We start from the raw sequence: 17,919 nt of genomic DNA on the forward strand, positions 1-17,919 counted from the left end.
TCCGGCAGTCCGTGAAAACCACTGGTCACGTTCCGCCGGCAGGGCCACGATGACCCCATGCCGACCACTCTCCTCGCCTTCCTGGGGGCGTGCACCCTCATCGCGGCTTCGCCCGGCCCGAGCACGGTGCTGATCATCAAGCAGTCGCTGCACAGCAGGCGCTCCGGCTTCCTGACCGTGCTGGGCAACGAGACCGGCGTCTTCATCTGGGGCGTGGTCGCCGCCTTCGGCCTGACCGCGCTGCTGACGGCCTCCGAGGTGGCGTACGACGTGATGCGGGTCGTCGGCGCGATCGTCCTCGTCGGCTTCGGCATCCAGGCGCTGCGGCAGGCGCGCCGTGCCAAGGGCGCGCAGGACGCCGCCTGGGAGGGCGCGCCGAAGAGCGGCTGGGCCTCCTACCGCGGCGGACTGCTGCTCAACCTCGCCAACCCCAAGGCGGCCGTCTTCGCGATGTCCTTCCTGCCGCAGTTCGTACCTCAGGGCGCCCCGCACCTGCTGGCCATGGTCGGCCTCGCCGCGCTGTGGGCGGTCTACGAGGTCGGCTACTACGGCCTGTACGTGTGGTTCGTGGGCAGGCTGAAGTCCGTACTGTCCCGCGCCGGCGTGCGCCGGCGCCTGGAGCAGGTCTCCGGAGGCGTGCTACTGCTTCTCGGGGTCCGCATGGCGCTGGAGGGCTGAGCCGTGCCGGAGCAGCCGTCCGCGAGTCCCGCCGACCGGCTCGCGCCGCCCCTCGCGTCCGGGCAGGATGCTGCCCGTAGTCCTTATCAGCGCCCAGGGAGGCCCGGATGACCGGCACCGCACCCGCGCCCTTCACCGCGGACGATTACCGCGACCGTATGGAGCGCGCCGCACACGCGGCCGCCGACGCGGGCCTTGCCGGGCTCCTCGTGGCACCCGGCCCTGACCTGGTGTGGCTCACCGGCTACGCGCCCACCGCCGAGACCGAGCGGCTCACCCTGCTGGTCCTGGTCCCCGGCCGGGACCCCGTGCTCGTCGTCCCCGCCCTGGAGGCCCCGGACGCGGCGAAGGCCTCCGGCGCTCCCGGCCTCACCCTGCGCGACTGGACCGACGGCAAGGACCCCTACGCCGCCACCGCCGCCCTCCTCCACGCGAGCGGCCGGTTCGGCATCAGCGACAACGCCTGGGCGATGCACCTGCTGGCACTCCAGCAGGCGCTGCCCGGCACCTCGTACGCCTCCCTCACCGACGCGCTGCCGATGCTGCGCGCCGTCAAGGACGCCGCCGAGCTGGAGCTGCTGGCCGCCGCGGGTGCCGCCGCCGACGCCGCGTTCGAGGAGATCCGGGGGGTGCGCTTCGGCGGTCGCCGCGAGTCCGAGGTGGCCGCCGACCTGGCCGCTCTGCTGCGCCGCTTCGGCCACTCCCAGGTCGACTTCACGATCGTCGCGTCCGGGCCCAACGGCGCCAACCCGCACCACGAGGTGGGCGACCGGCTGATCGAGAACGGTGACATGGTCGTCCTCGACTTCGGCGGCCTGAAGGACGGCTACGGCTCCGACACCTCCCGCACCGTCCACGTCGGCGCACCCACCCAGGAGGAGCGCCGGGTCCACGACCTGGTCCGCGAGGCCCAGGAGGCGGGCTTCAGGGCGGTGCGGCCGGGCGTCGCCTGCCAGGAGGTCGACCGGGCCGCCCGCGCGGTGATCGCGGACGCCGGATACGGCGAGTACTTCATCCACCGCACCGGGCACGGCATCGGCGTCACCACGCACGAACCGCCGTACATGATCGAGGGCGAGGAGCAGCCCCTCGTGCCCGGCATGTGCTTCTCCGTGGAGCCCGGTGTGTATCTGCCCGGCCGGTTCGGAGTGCGGATCGAGGACATCGTGACGGTCACCGAGGACGGCGGCCGGCGCCTCAACGACACGACCCGCGAGCTGGTCATAGTCGACTGACCCGCCGACCGATCCCGGCGCAAGGAGCCCCCGTAGACCCCCGAGCGACAGCGGCGCGACCATGACCCAGGCACCGACACCCACAGCGGACACCGTCCGCCGACTGGTCCGTTCCCTGCTCAAGGACGGCGTGGACGACTCGGCAGGACCCGAGGTCCGGCCCGCCTCCCCGGGCGCCCGACCCGCCACCTGGTGGGTCGGCACCCGCCACGTGCTGCGCCTCGCCCCCGACCGGGAGACCGCCGTCCGCAGGCGCCGCGAACTGCGTCTGCGCGACCTCGTCCGGCCGCACGTCCCCGTCGCGGTGCCGACCAGCGTCGCGTACGGCGAGTGGGCGCCCGGGCTGAGCTACACCCTGGACACCAAGGTCCCCGGCGGGTCGGGCGCGGAGCACGACGTCTCCGCCGTCGGGGAGGCGGACCTGGCCGGGCTGCTCACGGGGTTGCGCGAGGTCCCGGTGCGGCAGGCCGAGACGCTCGGCGTGCCGCGGGCCGCACCGCGCCCGCTGGATGCCCTGCGCCGGGGCGCCGAGAGCGCAGCCGCTCGCCTGGCCGACGCCGACGAGTTCGACGCCACCCGGCTGCGCCAGCTCACCCAGCCGGCCGCCGTGCAGCTCGCCGCGCAGCCCGGCACCGCCGTCCTCGTCCACCACGCCCTCACCGGCGACCACCTCGTCGTCAGCGCCGACGGCCGGGTGCGCGGCGTCCTGGGCTGGGCCGACACCGTCATCGGTGACCCCGCCGAGGACATCGCCGGGCTGGCCCGCGCCGTCGGATCACCGGCCGCCGTCCGCGCCGCCACCCTCGCCGGCTACGGCGCCCGCCCCTGCCTGCGCGGCCTGTGGCTGGCCCGCTGCGACGCGGTGGTCCACCTCGCGGCCCGCCTCGACGGCGAGGGCGAGGTGCCCCTCGCGCTGCTGCGGGCGCAGTTGCACCACGCCTGGGAGACGATCCTGCTGGAGCGCGTGACGGAGCTCAGGGAGGACGACGAAGAAGGCGACGAGCTCTAGACGAGGGGGACGACGATCTCTGGACGACGGACGACGAGCTCTAGACGACGGGGACGACGATCTCTGGACGACGGACGACGAGCTCTGGATGAAGGGGACGACGAGCTCTGGACGAAGGCGACCAGCTCTGGCGCCTCCCGCTCGGCATCAACCCTGCAACAGCACCACACCCGACTCCCCGGGCACCTGCAGCACCCCGTCCGCGCCCGGCGCCTCCACCGGCTCCCACGCCGCCAGTACGTCCGCCTTGCGCGGCCCCAGCGGGATCGCCGCCGGCTCCTTGGCGAGGTTGACGGCCACGCGTACGTCGCCGCGGCGGAAGGCGAGCCACCGCTCCTGCTCGTCGAAGGCCACCTTGGTGTCGGCGAGATCGGGATCGGTGAGGTCGGGCTGCTCGTGGCGAAGGGCGATGAGGCGGCGGTACCAGGCCAGCACACGCGCGTGGGGCTCGCCGTCGAGCTCGGACCAGTCGAGGCAGGAGCGCTCCCGGGTCGCCGGGTCCTGCGGGTCGGGCACGTCCTCCTCGGCCCAGCCGTGCGCCGCGAACTCCCGCCGTCTGCCGCGCCGTACAGCCTCGGCGAGCTCCGGATCGGTGTGGTCGGTGAAGAACTGCCAGGGCGTCCCGGCGGCCCACTCCTCACCCATGAACAGCATCGGCGTGAACGGCGCGGTCAGTGTCAGCGTGGCCGCGCAGGCCAGCAGGCCGGGGGAGAGCGTCGCCGCGAGCCGGTCGCCCTGGGCCCGGTTGCCGACCTGGTCGTGGGTCTGGCCGTAGCCGAGGAGCCGGTGCGCCGCGACGCGGGCACGGTCCAGCGGGCGCCCGTGGCCGCGGCCGCGGAAGCTGGAGTAGGTGCCGTCGTGGAAGTAGCCGCCGGTGAGGGTCTTGGCGAGGCCCGCCATGGGGGCACGGGCGAAGTCGGCGTAGTAGCCCTGGGACTCGCCGGTCAGGGCCACGTGCAGGGTGTGGTGGAAGTCGTCGTTCCACTGCGCGTGCAGGCCGAGGCCGCCCTTCTCGCGCGCGGTGATCAGCCGGGGGTCGTTCAGGTCCGACTCGGCGATCAGCGACAGGGGCCGGCCCAGTTCGGCGGAGAGTGCGTCGACGGCGGTCGACAGCTCCTCCAGGAAGTGGCACGCGCGTGTGTCCTTCAGCGCGTGCACCGCGTCCAGCCGCAGCCCGTCGATCCGGTAGTCCCGCAGCCAGGCCAGCGAGCTCTGAACGAGATACGCGCGCACCTCGTCCGAGCCGGGCGCGTCCAGGTTGACGGCGGCGCCCCAGGGCGTCTGATGCGTGTCCGTGAGGTAGGGGCCGAAGGCGGGCAGATGGTTCCCGGACGGGCCGAAGTGGTTGTGGACCACGTCGAGGACCACGCCGAGGCCCAGCTCGTGCGCCCGGTCGACGAAGCGTTTCAGCGCCTCGGGCCCGCCGTACGGCTCGTGCACGGCCCACAGCGAGACGCCCTCGTATCCCCAGCCGTGCCGCCCGGGGAAGGGGCTCAGGGGCATCAACTCGACGTGCGTGATGCCCAGTTCGGCCAGATGTCCGAGGCGCTCGGCGGCCGCGTCGAGCGTGCCCTCGCGCGTGTACGTGCCCACGTGCAGCTCGTACAGCACCGCACCGGGCAGCGGTTTGCCCGCCCACTCGGTGCGCCATGCGTAGGTGCCCTGGTCGACGACCGCGCTCAGCCCGTCCGGGCCGTCCGGTTGCCGGCGCGAGCGCGGATCGGGCAGCACGGGGCCGTCGTCGAGCGCGAAGCCGTACCGTGTGCCGTCCCGCGCTTCCGCCTCCCCCCACCACCATCCCGCGCGATCGGGATCGCGCTCCAACGCGCGCGCGGCGCCCTCGCAATGGAGCGTCACACGGTCGGCCTGCGGTGCCCACACCTCGAACTGCACGGACGGTTCCCCTTCGTCTGCTCACCGTGATGTAGCCCGTCCATGGTGCTTCAAACGAGATCAATCCGCTTTTGAATCTTCCCTTTTGCGGCGGGTGTCGCGGCGGATGCGCCGGGCGCGCGAGCGTGGCGGTCGTTTCCCCGTTTTCTGGACACCCGGGGTTCACTGACCGACAATCAGCACCGTGACGTCGTCATTCGAGTTCAACACGTACCCCGCGCGGCTCTCCGACGCGGAGCGCGACAGGGCGCTGAAGGTGCTGCGTGACGGCGTCGCCATGGGCAGGCTGTCGCACGACACGTTCGTGCGGCGCATGGAACTGGCCCTCGCCGCCCGTCGTGCGGACGAGCTCGCCGTGCTCACCGCCGACCTGCCCTCCGAGAGCCGTCTGTCGCGCGCGGTGTTCGGCACCGTCGAGGCGCTCTCCGGCTTCACCGTACGGCTGCGCAGGGCATGGCAGGCCGAGCGGCTGCCCAAGCTGCTGCTGCCCCACCCCACGAGCGGCCATCCGCTGCGGATAGGCCGCGACCCCGCCAACGGACTGCGGCTGACCCACGAGACGGTGTCCCGGGTGCACGCCGAACTCAGCCACCAGGGCGGTATCTGGGTCCTGCGGGACCTCGGCTCCACCAACGGCACCACGGTGAACGGCCGACGGGTGATCGGCGCCGTCATGGTCCGCGAGGGCGACCAGGTCGGCTTCGGCCGGATGTCGTTCCGCCTGGCCCTGCACTGAGCCGTCAGGTGGCCCGTGCCGTCGCCCGACCGGAACTGTCGAGGTAAGTCCCTTTGCCTTTCACGGTGTTGACGTAGTCGACAACTCGTGACTGACTGTGCGTACACCATGCACACCAGGTGAATCGACGGCACCACATTTGTGGAGGTGTGCCCTGCCGCCACTCCTCCGCTACCCGACCGTCGACGAGCTCGGCGCCCGGGCGGCCGCACTCGTCGCCCGCCGCCCCCGTGACACCCGGTTGCGCCGTGTGGGCACCTCCCGCGCGGGCACACCCCTGTGGCTGCTGTCCGTTGGCCACGGCAGCCGCCAGGCCCTGGTCGTGGCGGGGCCGCACGCCAACGAGCCGGTCGGCGGCGGCACCGTACTGCGACTGGCCGAACGGGTGCTCGCCGACCCCCGCCTGCACGAGGGCGCCGACGCCACCTGGAACCTGCTGCTGTGCCTCGACCCCGACGGCCTGCGCCGCAACGAGGGCTGGCTGCGCGGCCCGTACGCCCTCGGCGGCTACTTCCGGCACTTCTTCCGGCCGGGCTTCCTGGAACAGCCCGAATGGCTGCCCGACGGCGCGGACTCCGCCACGCTGCCCGAGACCCGCGCCCTGCTCGACCTCCAGGACGAACTGCGGCCCTTCCTCCAGTGCTCGCTGCACGGCGTCGACGTCGGCGGCGGCTTCGTCGAGCTCACCCACGACCTGCCCGGCCTCGCCCAGCGCGTCGCGCACTCCGCCGCCCGCCTCGGCATCCCGCGGGAACGCGGCCCCTACGACACCCTGTACTGGCCGGAGCTGGGGCCCGCCGTCTACCGGATCCCCAGGCCCCGGCGGGGCGACCTGGCCGCCGCGATCACCGAGGCGGCCGTCGAGTCGACCTGGTTCCATCCGCACCGGCACGGCACGGTCACCGCGGTGGTCGAGGCCCCGATGTGGGGTGTGGCCGCGGTGGAGGACGGTGCGCCGCCCGCAGATGAGGAAACGGTCCTGCGGATGGTGAGCCACACGCTCCGCCATGACACGGGCGTCCTGCAACGACTGCTGGAGCGCATACGGCCGCACCTGCCGGCCGGGCCGGAGACGGCCCGGCTGCTCGCCCCGGTCGACGACTATTTACTGGTCTGCCCCGGGCTGGCCGACACCTGGGACCCCGACCTCGAGGATCCCGTCGGCGCGCACGCCCTCCCTCCGCTCAGCACCGCCCACCTCGCGGCCCTGCGCATCGCCGGGCGGCGTCTGGCCCTGCGCACCGCCGGGCTGCTGCACCAGCTCGTGACGGGCGCCGGGCGCGATCCGGCCGGGGCGCTGCCGGAGCTGGACCGGCTCATCGACGAGTGGTGCGAGGACTACCGCGACGGCTGCGGGGCGCGCTGGATACCGGTCGCCCGCCAGGTGGAGTACCAGGCGCGGGTGGTGCTCGCCGCGTTCGAACTCGCCGCGCGCCACGCGCCCGCGTGCTCCCGTTCGGGTGAGGCGGGCTGGAATGCCGGCGCCGCCGTGCCGATACACCGGGAATGACGCGAAGCATCTCAGCGGTACGAGGCGGTCTGCTCGCGGCGGCCGCCGCCCTCGCCCTCGGCGCGGCCACGCCGCCGGCGACGGCACAGGACTCCGACTCCGGCAACTGGCTCTTCGTCACGGTCACCCGCGGCGACGGCCGACATGGCGGGACGCCCGGCACCCTGCTGCTGTGCGACCCGCCACAGGGTCACGCACGGGCGGCCGAGGCCTGCGCGGACCTCGACCGGGTGGGCGGCGACATCAGCCGGCTCCGGCAGAAGGACGCCTTCTGCCCCATGATCTACGCGCCGGTGACCGCCCACGCGCGCGGGGAGTGGAACGGACACCCGGTCGACTACCGGGAGACGTTCTCGAACGGGTGCGGGCTGGCCGCGCAGACGGGGGCGGTGTTCGCGCTGGACCGCTGACGCCGTACGGCCCAGGCCCTGGGCGCGGGTCCGGGGCACCGGGGCTGCACGCGCGTGTGGCGGCGCGGTTCAGGCCGCTCGTCCGCGTGCGTGCAGCGCCGCCGCGACGACCGTGCGGGACTGGTGCTCGACCTGATGCTCCAGGGGCACCCAGCGGGCGCGGAAACGTTCGGCGAAGGAGTCGCTCCAGGTCGCCACCAGGTGCTCCAGATGCTGTGCCCCGCGGTCGTCGGTCTCGTGCAGGACCCGCAGCAGCATGGCCGCCGCCCGCAGCGGCAGCCGGCGCCCGAAGGCGTCCACGCTCCCGACGTACGCCATGGTGTCGTCGGCCGGCGGCGTGTGCGTCCAGTCGGCGGCCAGCCCCGGCACCAGCTCCAGCGCCCACTTCGCGGCCCGCAACAAGGGCCCGTCGACGCCGTCCAGCCGCGGGAGCGCGTCGGCCAGCACCCGCTCCACCTCCAGCGCGTCCCGCCGCAGCCGGGCCGACAGCCGGCGCATCGCCCTGGCCGGGTCCGGGTGCGGCGCCGGGTCGTCCACCAGGTCGCTCGCCCACATCGGCACCTCGACGACCGCGGTGAGCCCGCCGTAGCGGTGCACGTGGTACCAGGTGCTGCTGCGCGCGTCGTCCGGCATGCTCGGATACGCCGCGCCCGCCCCCGGCGCCGGCATCACATGCACCCCGGGGCCGGCCGCGGGCCAGCCCGCCGCGTCGGAGGCGCCGGTCTCGACGGGGATGTGCAGCTCCGCCGCGGATTTCGCGAACGGTTCGGCGAGCCCGGGGACGTCCTTGGTCAACTGCACCCAGCTACCGCCCAGATCGGTGCCGTGCAGGGTCACCTGGAGGTAGGGCCGCAGCTCGTCGATGACCCGGGTCAGCGCGCGCGTCTCGGGCGGCAGCCGGTCCGGCGGCAGCGCGGCCGGAGCCCACTCGGGCTGCTCGGGCGCAGCGGGCCGGAAGAAGCCGAGGTGGTAGTCGAACAGGGTGCGGGGAGCGGGGGTGACGTGCAGACTCGCCCCGTCGGGATCCGCGCACAGCAGGAAGTGCCAGGAGATGTCGGCCCGCAACTCGCGCTCGCGCAGCACCCGTTCGGCGACGGCGAGGAGGGTCGGGCCACCCGTCGGTTCGTTGGAGTGCGCGCCCGCGACCACCAGGACGGCGCGCCGGGCATGGCCGATGGACAGCAGATGAAGGGGTCTGCCCGCCCGGGAGACCCCCACCTGTCTCAGCGTGCACAGGGCGGGTCGGTGGGCGGCCAGTGCGCGGGCGGACAGCACCAGTTCGGCAAGGGAGGGGTAGCGCAGCTCCGGCAGGAGACTCACCCCCGTCACGTCCGCCTGGCCTTCGCAATCCGCAGTACCCCACGGTTTGGTTTAGCTGTCAAGGAGTTGACGGGGGAGCCTCCCCGGGGCGCCCAGTTGCATTCAATGCTTGCAGGGCGGGGCGGCTTGCGTCAGCGGGAGTCACGGGTCCCTTCGGCCGGGGCACCGAACCGCGTTCGCCTGCGCTTTTGGGCGCAGAGCGCACGGGCGTGCGAGGCACCCGTCGCTCGCCGTCATGCGCCGACCGCCGTATACAAGCCCCGGGAGTGCGCGCGGGCCCGAGCCGGTCGCGGGCGGGCTCCCACGGCGCGCGGCAGAGCCGTACCCGCCGGGAGCGCGCACGGCCGACCCCGAGCACCCTCACTCCGCGCACCCCGCATGCGCCTCACACCGGCCCCTCCTCACCCACCCGCTCCAGCAAGGCCACCGGAAGCCGCTCGAAGAGCTCCTCCACGCGCGCGTGCCCGGTGAACTCACGCTCCGGGGCCAGCACATCGGCCCACCGCCCGGGCGGCAGCGGCAGCAGCGTCTCGCGCCAGCCGCCGGACCGCGTCAGCCGCAGCGACAGCCGCGTCACGGCCGTGAGCACCTCTCCGGACCGCACGAAGGCCACACAGTGCGCGGCGGCCGGTCCCTCGGCGGTGACGGGCGTGTACGACGCCGAGTCGCCGAACACCTCGGGGCGCCGTGAGCGCAGCCGCAGCGCCGCCCTCGTCACCGCGCCCTTGTCGCCCGGGTCCTCGGGCGGGAAGCGCACGGCGCGGCGGTTGTCCGGGTCGACCAGCGCCCGGTACTCGCCCTCCGTGCCCTGGTACACGTCCGGGACGCCCGGCATCGTGAGGTGGGTCATGGCCATGCCGAGCATGTTCGCCCGGATGTGCGGCTCCAGAGCGCTCCGGAAGGCCACCACGTGCTCGCCCGGCGCCCCGCACGGGCCCGCCGCGACGAACGCCGCCACCGCCTCCTCGTACGGCGGCTCCTGCTCCGTCCAGCTCGTGAACAGCCCGGCCTCGCGCACATGCTTCAGCAGCGCGCCCCGAACGCGCTCGACGTCCGCCTCGCCCAGCCCGAACACCGTCTGCCAGGCCGCCCACGCCAGTTGCGCGTCCGGTACGCCCTCGCCGTCGCGGGTGACCTCGGCCAGGACGTCCGCCCAGCGCTGCGGGCACTCGGTGAGTACGGCCAGCGCGGCCCGGACGTCGGCGCTGCGCTTGGTGTCGTGCGTCGACACGACCGTGCCGGTCGCGGGCCAGTCGCGCTGCACGCGCGCGCAGTACGCGTGGAACTCGTCGGGCGCGACGGCGGGGCTCCCCGGGTTCCCGCCCACCTCGGTCGCCGACAGCAGCGGCACATGGCGGTAGAACGCGGTGTCCTCCACGGACTTGGCCCGCAGCGCCGACGCCGTCTGCGCGAACCGCGTTCGGAACTCCGACTGGTCCGGCCCGTCCCCGGCCCGCCCGAGCACCAGATCGCGTACGACACCGACGGCGTCGGCCTCCTCGGGCACGGCGAACGCGAGCCGGGCCTCGGCCGCGGCCTCCTCGGTGACCACCCGGGCCGCGTCCCCGCAGGCGTAGGGCCGGTAGACCTCCAGCCGGACGAGGAGTTCCTGGAGGGCGGTGCGCAGCGCCCAGGGCGCCCGGTCGCGCAGCGCCGGCTCCGGGGACGTCGCGCACACCCGGCTCGCGACCCGCGTCAGCCGGTCGACCTCCGCGGCCAGCTCGTGCGTGAGCACCTTGTACGCCGCGCGCCGCACCGTCGCCTCCCAGTCGCCGCCCCGGTCCGTCTGCGGGGCCGCGAACCGCCGGTACAGGCCGAGGAGTTCCCCGAACCCCGCCGGGTCGGTGAAGAGGCCGTCGACGTGCCTCAGAGCGTCGTAGCCGGTGGTGCCCGCGACCGGCCAGGCAGCGGGCAGATGCTCCCCGTCCGACAGGATCTTCTCCACCACCGTCCAGCGTCCGCCGGTCGCCTCGTGCAACCGCCGGAGGTAGCCGTCGGGGTCGGCGAGGCCGTCGGGATGGTCGATGCGCAGCCCGTCGATCACGCCCTCGTGCAGCAGTTGGAGGATCTTCGCGTGCGTGGCGTCGAACACCTCCGGGTCCTCCACCCTCACCCCGATCAGCTCCGAGATGCTGAAGAACCTCCGGTAGTTCAGCTCGGTGCGGGCCAGCCGCCACCACGCCGGGCGGTAGAACTGCGCGTCCAGGAGCTCGGGCAGGGGCAGTCCCTCGGTGCCCTCGCGCAGCGGGAACACATGGTCGTAGTAGCGCAGGACCTCGCCGTCCACCTCCAGTCGGCCGAGTTCCTCGCCGAGCGGGTGCCCCAGCACCGGAAGCAGCATCCGGCCGCCCTGTGCCTCCCAGTCGATGTCGAACCAGCGCGCGTACGGCGACTTGGGGCCCTCGCGCAGCACCTCCCACAGGGCGCGGTTGTGACGCGGGGCCATGGCCATGTGGTTGGGCACCAGGTCCACGACCAGGCCCAGGCCGTGCTCCCGCGCGGTGCGGGCCAGCGCGCGCAGCCCCTCCTCGCCGCCCAGTTCCTCGCGCACGCGCGCGTGGTCCACGACGTCGTAGCCGTGCCCCGAGCCCGGGACCGCCTCCAGGACGGGGGACAGGTGCAGATGCGAGACGCCGAGCGAGGCCAGGTACGGCACGGCCGCAGCGGCGGCCCCGAACGGGAACGCGGGCTGGAGCTGCAACCGGTAGGTGGCGGTCGGCACCGTCGGGTCAGGTCGCTCAGGTGTCATGGAAACGTACGTACCCGCCCTGCCGCCCTTCGTGTCATCGTCCCCTCCACGTGGGCCCACGCGCGTGCCTAGCGTCGAGCCATGAGGACGAGGAGGAAGCGGGGGGAGAGGGGAAGAACGGGTCGAGGCGGCACGCTCGGGACCTACCGCGAGGTGATCGGCCTGACCGGGCCGCTGCTGCCGGTCGTGTCCTTCCTGGCGCGGCTGCCGACCGCCACGATCCAGTTCGGAAGCGTGCTGCTGGTCGCGCGGACCAGCGGCTCCCTGGCCGCGGCGGGGCTGACCGGCGGCGCGCTCGCGGTCGGGCAGGTGGCCTGCGGCCCGCTGGTGGGCAGGCTCGCCGACCGGCACGGCCAACGGGCGGTCGTCCTCGTCTTCTCCCTCGCCAACGCCCTCGCGATCGCCGGGTTGGTCGCCGGGGCGCTCGCGGGGCTGCCGACGCCCGTGACGGCGTTGCTCGGGGCCTGCGCCGGGGCGACGGTGCCGCAGATCGGGCCCATGGCCCGCGCCCGGCTGGTCGCGCTCGCCCGCCGGGCCGGGGCCCGCGATGCCACGGTGGGTGCCGCGCTGTCCTTCGAGAGCACCCTGGACGAGATCTCCTTCGTCCTGGGCCCGGCCCTGGTGGGCCTCGCGGCGGTGACGGCACATCCGGCGTACGCCCTGGGCGGCGCGGCGGTGCTGGTCGCCACCTGCGGAACCGGCTTCGCACTGCACCGGACGGCGGCGGCGACACGGCCCGGCCCCGAAAGACCGGCGCCGGCGAAACGGCGCCTCAGTGCCGCCTCGGCGCCCCGGGCGGCATCAACACACCCCGCTCCGACGTCCGGATCCGCGTCAACGGCTCCCGCTCCGACGTCCGGATCCGCGTCGACGGCTCCCGCCTCGACGCCCCGGGCCCCGTCAACGGCTCCCGCTCCGACGTCCGGATCCGCGTCGACGGCTTCCACCTCGGCGCCCCGGGCCCCGTCAACGGCTCCCGCCCCAACGTCCGGATCCGCGTCAACGGCTCCCGCTCCGACGCCCCGGGCCCCGTCAACGGCTCCCGCTCCGACGCCCCGGACTCCGTCAACGGCTCCCGCTCCGACGCCCCGGACTCCATCAACGGCTCCCGCCTCGACGCCCCAGACCCCCTCAACAGCTCCCGCCCCGACGAGCATCCCCCGCGCCGTCCACCCCCTGCGCGCCGCCCTCGCCCTCCAGGGGGCGATGTTCGGTGCCTGCCAGGCCGGCATCACCGCGCTCGCCGAGCGGCTCGGGCAGCCGGACCAGGCGGGGCTCGTGTACGCCGCCATGGGGGTGATGAGCGCCCTCGCGGGCCTCTCCATGGCCGCGGTGCCCGCCCGCGTCGGGCTGACCATCCGCTGGCGGGTGGCCACCGCGGCGGCCTGTGCGCTGTCGCTGCCCCTGCTGTGGACCGACGCGCTGCCCGCCCTCTACGCCACCGTCACCGTCCTCGGCGTCGCCTACGCCCCGCACCTCATCACGGTCTTCGGGCTCACCGAGCGCGTGGTGCCGCCCGCGCGGCTCGCCGAGGCGATGGCGCTCGCGACGAGCGCCCTGGTCGGCGGGCAGGCCCTGGCGGTCGCCGTCACCGGGCGCCTGGCCGAGTCGTACGGACCCACGGCGGCCTTCGGGGCGGCGAGCCTCGCCGCGGCACTCGCCTGCGTGATCGCGCTGACGGCGCGCCCGGCGTCGTACACCGGACGCACCGCCGAAGGCCACCTCCACGCGCGCGTGCCCGAGCAGGCGCCGGGCAAACCGTCCTAGACCGGCCGCTGCAACACCGTCAGGCTGCGGTCCACCAGCGTCAGCCGGTCGCCGGCCTGCACCTTCGCTCCCGTCCCGGGCGGCACCCCGTCCGTACGGGCGGTGTCGACGACCACCTGCCACTGACGGCCGTGATTGACCGGCACGACGAAGTCGAGGGACTTCGGGGAGGCGTTGAACATCAGCAGGAAGGAGTCGTCCGCGATGCGCTCCCCGCGCGCTCCCGGCTCCGAGATCGCGTTGCCGTTGAGGAAGACCGTCAGCGCCGACGCCTGCGCCCGGTCCCAGTCCCGCTGGGTCATCTCGTTGCCCTGCGGAGTGAACCAGGCGATGTCCGACAGGTCGTCGTGCGTGCCCTCCACGGGCCGCCCGTGGAAGAAGCGCCGCCTGCGGAAGACCGGATGGTCCCGCCGCAGCCACACCATCGCGCGCGTGAAGGCGAGCAGCTCACGCGGCAGGCCCTCCTCGGCCTCCGCACCCGCCGGGGCTTCGGAGCCGTCCTGCGGCCACCGCACCCACGCCAGCTCGCTGTCCTGGCAGTACGCGTTGTTGTTGCCGCGCTGCGTGCGCGCGAACTCGTCGCCGTGACTGATCATCGGCACGCCCTGGGACAGCATCAGCGTCGCGATGAAGTTGCGCATCTGGCGGGCGCGCAGTTCGAGGACCTCGGGGTCGTCCGTCTCGCCCTCGGCGCCGCAGTTCCAGGAGCGGTTGTGGCTCTCGCCGTCGCGGTTGTCCTCGCCGTTGGCGTGGTTGTGCTTGTGGTTGTACGAGACGAGGTCGTGCAGCGTGAACCCGTCGTGGCAGGTCACGAAGTTGATGGAGGCCAGCGGGCGCCGCCCGTCGTCCTGGTACAGGTCGGAGGAGCCGGTCAGCCGGGACGCGAACTCCGCGAGCGCGCGCGGCTCGCCGCGCCACAGGTCCCGTACGGTGTCGCGGTACTTGCCGTTCCACTCGGTCCACAGCGGCGGGAAGTTGCCCACCTGGTAGCCGCCCTCACCCACGTCCCACGGCTCGGCGATCAGCTTCACCTGGGAGACCACCGGGTCCTGCTGCACCAGGTCGAAGAACGACGACAGCCGGTCCACCTCGTGGAACTGCCTCGCCAGGGTCGCCGCGAGGTCGAAGCGGAAGCCGTCGACGTGCATCTCGGTCACCCAGTAGCGCAGCGAGTCCATGATGAGCTGGAGGACGTGCGGGGACCGCATGAGCAGCGAGTTGCCGGTCCCGGTGGTGTCCATGTAGTAGCGCGGGTCGTCGGTGAGCCGGTAGTACTGCGGGTTGTCCAGGCCCCGGAAGGACAGCGTGGGGCCCAGGTGGTTGCCCTCGGCGGTGTGGTTGTAGACCACGTCGAGGATGACCTCGATGCCGGCCTCGTGCAGTGCTCGCACCGCCGACTTGAACTCCAGTACCTGCTGGCCGCGGTCGCCCCAGGAGGCGTACGCGTTGTGCGGGGCGAAGAAGCCGAGGGTGTTGTAGCCCCAGTAGTTGTTCAGGCCCATGTCGACCAGGCGGTGGTCGTTCACGAACTGGTGGACCGGCATCAGCTCCAGCGCCGTCACACCCAGCTCGGTGAGGTGCTCGATGACCGCCGGGTGCGCGAGGGCGGCGTAGGTGCCGCGCAGCTCCTCGGGCAGCCCCGGGTGGCGCATCGTCAGGCCCTTCACATGGGCCTCGTAGATCACCGTGTGGTGGTACTCGGTGCGCGGACGGCGGTCGTCGCCCCAGTCGAAGTACGGGTTGACCACGACCGACGACATCGTGTGCGGCGCCGAGTCCAGGTCGTTGCGCCGGCCGGGTTCGTCGAAGTGGTAGCCGTACACCTCCTCGCCCCACCGGATGGAGCCGCTGATCGCCTTGGCATACGGGTCGAGCAGCAGCTTCGCGGAGTTGCAGCGCAGACCCCGCTCCGGGGCGTACGGGCCGTGCGCCCTGAAGCCGTACCGCTGTCCCGGCATGACGCCCGGCACGTACGCGTGCCGCACGAAGGCGTCGCTCTCCCGCAGTTCCACCGCCGTCTCCGAGCCGTCGTCGTGCAGCAGACACAGCTCTACTCGGTCCGCGGCCTCCGAGAAGACCGCGAAATTGGTGCCGGCGCCGTCGTAGGTGGCACCGAGTGGATACGCCTCTCCAGGCCAGACCTGCATGGACACGACTCTTTCAGCTCGAGCGCGCCACCGGGGGCGCCTTGACATCGAGTCTCCCCGAAAGTGATGGAACCACCTATGACTTACGTCCCTCTTACCGGGCGACCAGTGCAGACGCGGGTACGCCAGTAGGGGCGTACCAGTGGGGCCGACACGTACTCCCGGGGACGTACGGGGAGTAGGGGGAAGATGTGCGCAAGATAGTGCACCGCCACCTGGGCAAGGTGGTGGCAGGTGCGGCCATCGCGGTGGCCGGAACCGCCGTGATGGTCGGAATCACTCTGCCGGGGACGGCGGGGGCCGATGAAACGGGAGGAAGCAACGGCGGCCAGACGGCTCAGCAGGCCGGCCAAGGACAGGGGCAGGGGCAGGGGGCCGGCGCGGTGCCGCCGGGCGTCGTCGAGCAGGCCCCGAACGAGGGTGACAAGGGCACGGGCAGCGACCCGCTGACCGACGACGAGATGAACCGTGCCGCCCAGCTCGCGGCGAGCCCGCAGATGCGCAGGGCCGGTGAGGACGTCGACGGCGGCCGCGGCCCGCAGCGCCTCGGCGTCGACCTCGCCGAGTCGGACGCCGGCGCGGCGCGCCGGGCCGAGGTGACGTTCTACGACTACAAGGCCGACGAGCTCGTCACCAGGACCGTCAACCTCGACACCGGGAAGGTCGAGCAGACCTCCACCGAGCACGGCGTCCAGCCGCCGCTGAGCCGTGACGAGTACGCCGAGGCGGCGAAGATCCTCATCGCCGACCCGCTGGGCGCGGACCTGAAGGCCGACTTCAAGGACGCCACCGACAAGGAGCTCACCTCCCCGGAGCAGCTCACGCTCAACGGGGCTGTGTACCGGGCGGCTCCGGGCGCCCAGCCCGCCGTGCTCGACAAGTGCGGCGAACACCGCTGTGTGCGGCTGTTCCCGAAGGTTAAGAACGGGCCCTGGATCGACGCCCGCTCCCTCGTGATCGACCTGAGCGCCCGCAAGGTCGCCAAGCTCGACATGCGCTGAGCCGCACTCGGTTCACTTTTCCAACTCGTACTCCACGTACCTGCATCTCACGTACTTGCACCTCCTGTAAGGGAGTCACTTCTTCATGCGCGTGAACAGAATGAGCCGTGCCCGCAAGGGCGCCGCCGTCGGCCTGTCCATGGCCGCGCTGGCCGCCGGCGCGACCACCGGCGCCGGGTCCGCCTCCGCCCAGCCGAAGGCCGCCCCGGCCCCGGCCGCCGAGTGCAGTGCCGCCTACCGCATCGAGCAGAAGCTCACCGGCGGCACGACCTGGCGGATGTGCTGGCGCTACGACGGCAAGGCCGGGCTCGTCCTGGAGAACATCTCCTACCAGCCCAAGGGCGAGACCAAGCCGATCAAGGTCCTCAACAGCGCCCGGCTCGGCCAGATCCACGTCCCGTACGACGACGGAAGCGTCGAGTACGACGACCTGACGGGCTTCGGCTTCGCCCAGGGCCTGATGAACCTCGACCCCGGCGAGTGCCCCGGCGGCACCATCAAGACCGTCAAGGTCCCGGAGGCCTGGCAGGACCCGAACGTCAAGGGCCTGTGCACCACGACCCGCGCGCGGGGGCACGCCTACCGCATGCAGGGCGACACCGCGAACAAGGTCTACCAGGCCCAGAGCAAGGACCTGCTCGTCTACACGGTCAACCAGGTCGGCTGGTACGAGTACATGACCGAGTGGCGCTTCCAGGACGACGGCACCCTCACCATGAACGTCGGCGCGACCGGCAGCCTGTCGTTCGACGACTACGACGCCGGCGACGGCCGCGGCTGGCCCATCGGCAAGGGCGACCGGGCCAAGGCCACCAGCCACAGCCACAACGTCTTCTGGCGGCTCGACTTCGGGCTGGACGGCTCCACCAAGAACCGTGTCGAGCAGTACGACTCGACGGTGACCGCGCCCGCCGCCGGTGACCGCGCCCCGAAGACCAAGACCACCGTCACCAAGGTCGGCAAGGAGCTCGCGGGCGACGCCAAGGCCTACCGCTGGTGGCGCATGGTCAGCGCGACCGGCAAGAACAAGGACGGCCACGCGCGCTCGTACGAGATCGTCCCCGGCGCCACCACGAAGTACCCGGGCCGCAGCTTCACCAAGCACGACGTGTACTTCACCGAGTACGACAAGTGCGAGAAGTTCGCCACCAACAACCCCGGTTGCGGCAACGGCCACGGCCAGTCCGTCGACAAGTGGGTCGGTGGCCAGAACCTCACGCACCCGATCACCTGGGTCAACGTGGGCTTCCACCACATCGCCCGGGACGAGGACCAGCAGCCCATGCCCGTCCACTGGCAGGGATTCTCCATCGTCCCGCGTGACGTGACGGCTATGAATCCGCTCACTCCGGGCGAGCTCGCCTGGCAGAACGGGCACTGGCGGCCTCGTAGTTGAGAAACGACCCTGTCCATCCGGCTGCACCGCCCACTGCTTGCGGAGTACCCTTCCTTGATCGTTGAGAC

At 72.9% G+C, this 17,919-nt stretch carries 13 protein-coding genes; 9 read left to right on the forward strand and 4 right to left on the reverse strand.

What is annotated here, in order from left to right; all coding sequences use genetic code 11:
- Positions 1-57 precede the first annotated feature (57 nt).
- The 3 genes from ACZ69Q_RS01730 (at position 58) to ACZ69Q_RS01740 (ending at position 2,922) form a co-directional block, all read left to right on the forward strand.
- Positions 58-678 (forward strand): LysE family translocator, encoded by a 621-nt coding sequence (locus tag ACZ69Q_RS01730; RefSeq protein WP_471034527.1) that lies wholly within the window; start codon positions 58-60, stop codon positions 676-678.
- A 107-nt stretch (positions 679-785) separates the two neighbouring features.
- Positions 786-1,913: an aminopeptidase P family protein gene (locus ACZ69Q_RS01735; RefSeq protein WP_471034529.1), complete on the forward strand. Its 1,128-nt coding sequence runs from the start codon at positions 786-788 to the stop codon at positions 1,911-1,913.
- Positions 1,914-1,974: 61 nt separating this feature from the next.
- Positions 1,975-2,922, forward strand: a complete 948-nt coding sequence (locus ACZ69Q_RS01740) for an aminoglycoside phosphotransferase family protein (protein WP_471034533.1) — start codon at positions 1,975-1,977, stop codon at positions 2,920-2,922.
- 147 nt (positions 2,923-3,069) lie between these two features.
- On the opposite strand, the gene treZ is transcribed toward ACZ69Q_RS01740, so the two are convergent.
- A complete protein-coding gene (gene treZ, locus ACZ69Q_RS01745; protein WP_471034536.1) occupies positions 3,070-4,815 on the reverse strand; it encodes a malto-oligosyltrehalose trehalohydrolase in 1,746 nt (581 codons plus the stop codon).
- Positions 4,816-4,999: 184 nt separating this feature from the next.
- On the opposite strand from treZ, the gene ACZ69Q_RS01750 reads away from it, so the two are divergent.
- From ACZ69Q_RS01750 to ACZ69Q_RS01760, 3 genes are all read left to right on the forward strand, one after another.
- The gene (locus ACZ69Q_RS01750; RefSeq protein ID WP_471034539.1) at positions 5,000-5,551 is read left to right on the forward strand and encodes an FHA domain-containing protein; all 552 of its coding nucleotides are present in this window, start codon (positions 5,000-5,002) and stop codon (positions 5,549-5,551) included.
- Between the two features lie 139 nt (positions 5,552-5,690).
- On the forward strand, positions 5,691-7,061 hold the full coding sequence (locus ACZ69Q_RS01755; RefSeq protein WP_471034542.1) for a M14 family zinc carboxypeptidase: 1,371 nt from the start codon (positions 5,691-5,693) through the stop codon (positions 7,059-7,061).
- On the forward strand, positions 7,058-7,471 hold the full coding sequence (locus tag ACZ69Q_RS01760; RefSeq protein WP_471034544.1) for an SSI family serine proteinase inhibitor: 414 nt from the start codon (positions 7,058-7,060) through the stop codon (positions 7,469-7,471). The genes ACZ69Q_RS01755 and ACZ69Q_RS01760 overlap by 4 nt, the downstream gene beginning before the upstream one ends.
- A 69-nt stretch (positions 7,472-7,540) precedes the next feature.
- Here ACZ69Q_RS01760 and ACZ69Q_RS01765 read toward each other — a convergent pair whose 3' ends face one another.
- Positions 7,541-8,791: a M14 family zinc carboxypeptidase gene (locus ACZ69Q_RS01765; protein ID WP_471034548.1), complete on the reverse strand. Its 1,251-nt coding sequence runs from the start codon at positions 8,789-8,791 to the stop codon at positions 7,541-7,543.
- A 385-nt stretch (positions 8,792-9,176) separates the two neighbouring features.
- Entirely contained in the window at positions 9,177-11,540 is a 2,364-nt protein-coding gene (gene treY / locus ACZ69Q_RS01770) for a malto-oligosyltrehalose synthase (RefSeq protein ID WP_471034552.1), read from the reverse strand.
- A gap of 81 nt (positions 11,541-11,621) precedes the next feature.
- Here treY and ACZ69Q_RS01775 point away from each other — a divergent pair, with 81 nt between their 5' ends.
- The gene (locus ACZ69Q_RS01775; protein WP_471034554.1) at positions 11,622-13,307 is read left to right on the forward strand and encodes an MFS transporter; all 1,686 of its coding nucleotides are present in this window, start codon (positions 11,622-11,624) and stop codon (positions 13,305-13,307) included.
- Here the strand turns inward: ACZ69Q_RS01775 and glgX are convergent.
- On the reverse strand, positions 13,304-15,454 hold the full coding sequence (gene glgX / locus ACZ69Q_RS01780) for a glycogen debranching protein GlgX (RefSeq protein ID WP_471034559.1): 2,151 nt from the start codon (positions 15,452-15,454) through the stop codon (positions 13,304-13,306). The two genes, ACZ69Q_RS01775 and glgX, sit on opposite strands and share 4 nt — an antisense overlap.
- 191 nt (positions 15,455-15,645) lie before the next feature.
- Here glgX and ACZ69Q_RS01785 point away from each other — a divergent pair, with 191 nt between their 5' ends.
- Both ACZ69Q_RS01785 and ACZ69Q_RS01790 read left to right on the forward strand, forming a co-directional pair.
- Positions 15,646-16,455 (forward strand): Tat pathway signal sequence domain protein, encoded by an 810-nt coding sequence (locus tag ACZ69Q_RS01785; RefSeq protein ID WP_471034564.1) that lies wholly within the window; start codon positions 15,646-15,648, stop codon positions 16,453-16,455.
- Positions 16,456-16,540: 85 nt separating this feature from the next.
- Entirely contained in the window at positions 16,541-17,851 is a 1,311-nt protein-coding gene (locus tag ACZ69Q_RS01790) for a copper amine oxidase (protein WP_471034567.1), read from the forward strand.
- Positions 17,852-17,919 lie beyond the last annotated feature (68 nt).

It is taken from the genome of Streptomyces sp. NPDC036764, assembly GCF_055609385.1.

Bases quoted from the DNA above. Each gene is read 5' to 3' on its own strand.
- ACZ69Q_RS01730 (WP_471034527.1), top strand. From the start codon at position 58: ATGCCGACCACTCTCCTCGCCTTCCTGGGGGCGTGCACCCTCATCGCG.
- ACZ69Q_RS01735 (WP_471034529.1), top strand. From the start codon at position 786: ATGACCGGCACCGCACCCGCGCCCTTCACCGCGGACGATTACCGCGAC.
- ACZ69Q_RS01740 (WP_471034533.1), top strand. From the start codon at position 1,975: ATGACCCAGGCACCGACACCCACAGCGGACACCGTCCGCCGACTGGTC.
- ACZ69Q_RS01760 (WP_471034544.1), top strand. From the start codon at position 7,058: ATGACGCGAAGCATCTCAGCGGTACGAGGCGGTCTGCTCGCGGCGGCC.
- treY (WP_471034552.1), bottom strand. From the start codon at position 11,540: ATGACACCTGAGCGACCTGACCCGACGGTGCCGACCGCCACCTACCGG.
- ACZ69Q_RS01775 (WP_471034554.1), top strand. From the start codon at position 11,622: ATGAGGACGAGGAGGAAGCGGGGGGAGAGGGGAAGAACGGGTCGAGGC.
- glgX (WP_471034559.1), bottom strand. From the start codon at position 15,454: ATGCAGGTCTGGCCTGGAGAGGCGTATCCACTCGGTGCCACCTACGAC.
- ACZ69Q_RS01790 (WP_471034567.1), top strand. From the start codon at position 16,541: ATGCGCGTGAACAGAATGAGCCGTGCCCGCAAGGGCGCCGCCGTCGGC.